3 protein-coding genes and 2 pseudogenes are annotated in these 3,778 nt (G+C 70.8%); all 5 read left to right on the forward strand.

Annotated elements, in window-relative coordinates:
• A pseudogene (locus IH13_RS0131200) lies at positions 1-546 on the forward strand (mannose-1-phosphate guanyltransferase); the annotation flags it as partial.
• 110 nt (positions 547-656) lie between these two features.
• On the forward strand, positions 657-1,577 hold the full coding sequence (locus tag IH13_RS0131205; RefSeq protein WP_037842966.1) for a DUF881 domain-containing protein: 921 nt from the start codon (positions 657-659) through the stop codon (positions 1,575-1,577).
• Positions 1,574-1,906, forward strand: a complete 333-nt coding sequence (locus IH13_RS0131210; RefSeq protein WP_003970459.1) for a small basic family protein — start codon at positions 1,574-1,576, stop codon at positions 1,904-1,906. Before IH13_RS0131205 ends, IH13_RS0131210 begins: the two co-directional genes overlap by 4 nt.
• Before the next feature lie 4 nt (positions 1,907-1,910).
• Positions 1,911-2,732: a DUF881 domain-containing protein gene (locus IH13_RS0131215; protein ID WP_031089588.1), complete on the forward strand. Its 822-nt coding sequence runs from the start codon at positions 1,911-1,913 to the stop codon at positions 2,730-2,732.
• Positions 2,733-2,791: 59 nt separating this feature from the next.
• Positions 2,792-3,705: pseudogene (locus IH13_RS45865) on the forward strand (FHA domain-containing protein).
• The last annotated feature ends 73 nt before the right edge of the window (positions 3,706-3,778 follow it).

Genomic DNA, 3,778 nt, shown 5'->3' on the forward strand with positions numbered 1-3,778 from the left:
GAGCGGCGCAGCGGCCGTGTCGCCCTGCCGGTGACCACCACACGCGTCGCCGAACAGGTCGCGGCCTACCACGGCACCCAGGTGGAGTGGACGACCACCTCCCCTGACGACCTGACGCGGGTGGGCCGGGAGGACACCACGATCTTCGGCGGGGACGGCCGCGGCGGTTTCATCGTCCCCGAGTTCAGCAGCGTCTTCGACGGTGCGGCCGCCTTCGTCCGGCTCATCGGGCTGGTGGCCAGGACCCAGCTCACCCTCAGCCAGATCGACGCCCGCATCCCGCGCGCCCATGTGCTGCGCAGGGACCTCGCCACTCCGTGGGCGGTCAAGGGCCTCGTCATGCGCCGGGTCGTCGAGGCCGCGGGAGACCGCGACGTCGACATCACGGACGGCGTCCGCGTCGTCGAGACCGACGGCAGGTGGGTCATGGTGCTGCCCGACCCGTCCGAGGCCGTGACGCACCTGTGGGCCGAGGGACCCGACGACGCCTCCGCGCAGGCGCTGCTGGACGAATGGGCCGCGGTCGTGGACAGCGCGGGGGACTGACCCCCGGCACCACCGTCCCCGTCACGCCGGAAGGGAGCCGCCGCGGCCGGCTTCCCTTCCGGCACGGGGCCATTCGGTGGTAGTCGCCATGACGTGCGACGATGTGCGGCATGTCGCAGCCGCCCCCCGATCGGAGCAGCGTACCGCCGCCTCCTCGCCCCGACGCGTCCATGTCGCTGCTGACCACGGTCATGGAGCACAGCCTCGACGAGGGATACGCCGAGGCCTCGGCCCGGCGCCAGGCCGAGGGCCGGGCCGGCATGCCCCGCACGCTCAAGTCGAAGCTGGGCCTCGCGGCGGGGCTCGTGCTGGCCGCCCTCGTGGTGACACTGGGCGCGGCGGAGGCACGGGTCGCCGCGCCCGTCGTCGCCAAGGAGCGCGAGGAGCTCATCGACCGCGTCAACGCGGAGACGGCGAAGGCCGACACGCTGGAGGGCGACGTCGAGGAACTGCGCAAGGACGTCGGTGAACGCCAGCGCAAGGCCCTGGAGGAGCACGGAGGGGACCAGGGAGGCCTGGTCGCGCTGCTGTCGGGGGCGACGGCCGTCGAAGGCCCGGGGATCAAGCTGGTCGTCGACGACGCCGAGAACACCGACCAGGGCGGCGGCGGGCCCCGGGAGTCGACCGGCTTCTCCGACACCGGCCGGGTACGCGACCGCGACATGCAACGGGTCGTCAACGGGCTCTGGCAGTCCGGAGCCGAAGCCGTGGCCATCAACGGACAGCGGCTGACGGCCCTCTCCGCCATCCGCGCGGCCGGCGACGCCATACTGGTCGACAACAGGCCGCTGGTGCCGCCCTATACGGTGCTCGCGGTGGGGGACGCCGCCGAACTCGCCTCCGCCTTCCGGGACAGCGCGGACGGCCAGTACCTCCAGGCGCTGCACGAGAGTTTCGACATCCGCACCAGCATCTCCGAACAGAAGCAGGTGCGCCTGCCGGCCGCGCCGAGCCTGATCGTACGTACAGCAGAGCCTCGGGCCGCAGACACGGGTAGTGGTGCGGCAGACACAGGGAAGGGCACATCGTGATCGCCGTACTGGGCCTCGTCGTGGGAGTCGTGGTCGGACTGTTGGTCCGGCCCGAAGTGCCGGCGGTGGTCGAGCCCTACCTGCCGATCGCCGTCGTCGCCGCGCTCGACGCCGTCTTCGGCGGCCTGCGCGCCATGCTCGACGGGATCTTCGTGGACAAGGTCTTCGTGGTGTCGTTCCTGTCGAACGTCGTGGTGGCCGCCCTCATCGTGTTCCTCGGCGACAAGCTCGGGGTCGGTGCCCAGCTCTCCACGGGCGTGGTGGTCGTCCTCGGTATCCGTATCTTCTCCAACGCCGCGGCGATCCGCCGCCACGTCTTCCGGGCCTGAGCCGATGACCGACGAAGAGCACCCGCGCATCCCGGGACGCGGCGGCGCACTGCCGCCCGAGATCCCCACTCCGCCCCCGCCGGCCGCACCGGCCCCGAAGGACCAGTCGGACGGACGCCGCCGTCTGCTGGCGGGCCTCTGGCCTCCCCGGGTCACCCGGGCCCAACTCGTCGTGGCCCTGCTGTTGTTCGTCCTCGGGCTGGGCCTGGCCATCCAGGTCAGGTCGAACAGCGACAACAGTGCCCTGCGCGGAGCCCGCCAGGAGGACCTGGTGCGTATCCTCGACGAACTCGACAACCGGACCCAGCGCCTGGAGGACGAGAAGCAACGCCTCGACGACCAGCGCAAGGAGCTGGAGAACAGTTCCGACCAGGCGGAGGAGGCCCGCAGGCAGACGCTGGAGAAGGAGCGCCAGCTCGGCGTCCTTGCGGGTACCGTGGCCGCCCACGGCCCGGGCATCACCCTGACCGTCGAGGACCCCACGGGCGCCGTGAAGGCCGACATGCTCCTCGACGCGGTCCAGGAGCTGCGTGCGGCGGGCGCCGAGGCGATCGAGGTGAACGGGGTGCGCGTGGTGGCCAATACATACTTCTCCGGGGACGCGGGAGCGCTGAGCGTCGACGGCCGTAAGATCGCGGCCCCGTACGCCTTCAAGGTCATCGGCAAGCCGGAGGACCTGGAGCCGGCGCTCAACATCCCCGGCGGAGTCGTGCAGACGCTGGAGAAGGAGCAGGCCACGGCAGAGGTGACCCGCTCGGACGACATCGTCATCGACGCCTTGCGACCCGCGAAGCAGCCTGACTACGCTCGGTCGTCGTCACAGTGAGGCCGTCGCGCGGCGCTCGGAGGACACGGGGGAGAGGTAGCGGGGGGTCGCCGCATCGGATCGGTGACGTGTGGTGGAAACTGTCGAGTGGATACGGACGTTGTGAGGATGTCCGGGTCGGCAGGTGTGTTCGTTCAGGGTTCGTCCTGCCCCACGGGCGGGTCATTTCGGTCAAGGGGAAACGCCCGTGAAGTTTTTTGCGAAGTTGTTCGGAAAGAGTTCCCGCGAGGACAGCAACAGCGCTGCCCGCCACCGCGCTCCGCGGGACGCCCAGGGAGCCGAGGAGCAGGGTGCGGAGCGCCCTCTCTTCCGCGACGAGGTGCCGGGAGGAGCCGCCGGCGGGTCCGGCGCGTCGTCTGTTGACCCCCACGGTGCCGGGCGCATAGGTTTCGGGGAATCAGCGGCCTCGGGTGCGGCTGGAGGATTCGCCCCGGAGGGCTCGTCCATGGCGGTTTGTACGAGGTGCGGGCACCGCAATGCCGCGGACAGCCGGTTCTGCTCCAACTGCGGCGCGCCGCTGAGGGGCGGAGTGCCCGAGCGTGCCTCGGAGACGACCTCGACCATCTCCATCTCCGGTATCGAGGCGTACGAGGCCGAGGCGACGGGCCAGACCGCCCTGCCCTCCCTGTCGCCGGAGGCCCAGGCCGCCGTCGACGCCCTGCCGGCCGGTTCCGCGCTGCTGGTGGTGCGGCGCGGCCCCAACTCCGGCAGCCGCTTCCTGCTGGACAGCGACCTGACCACGGCCGGCCGTCACCCGCAGAGCGACATCTTCCTCGACGATGTGACCGTGTCGCGGCGTCACGTGGAGTTCCACCGGAGCCCGGACGGTAGCTTCACGGTGGGGGACGTCGGCAGCCTCAACGGCACCTACGTCAACCGCGAGCGCATCGATTCCGTCGCGCTGACCAACGGCGACGAGGTCCAGATCGGTAAGTACCGGCTGGTCTTCTACGCGAGCCAGCGAGGCATGTGAACCTCCCCCGGACCCGTTCCGGGGGTACCTCAGGAAGGCCCATGCTGCGAACCTGTCTCTTATACACATCTCT

Origin of the sequence: Streptomyces sp. NRRL WC-3549, from assembly GCF_000721935.1 — a bacterium.
In the GTDB taxonomy this organism is placed as follows: Bacteria; Actinomycetota; Actinomycetes; order Streptomycetales; family Streptomycetaceae; genus Streptomyces.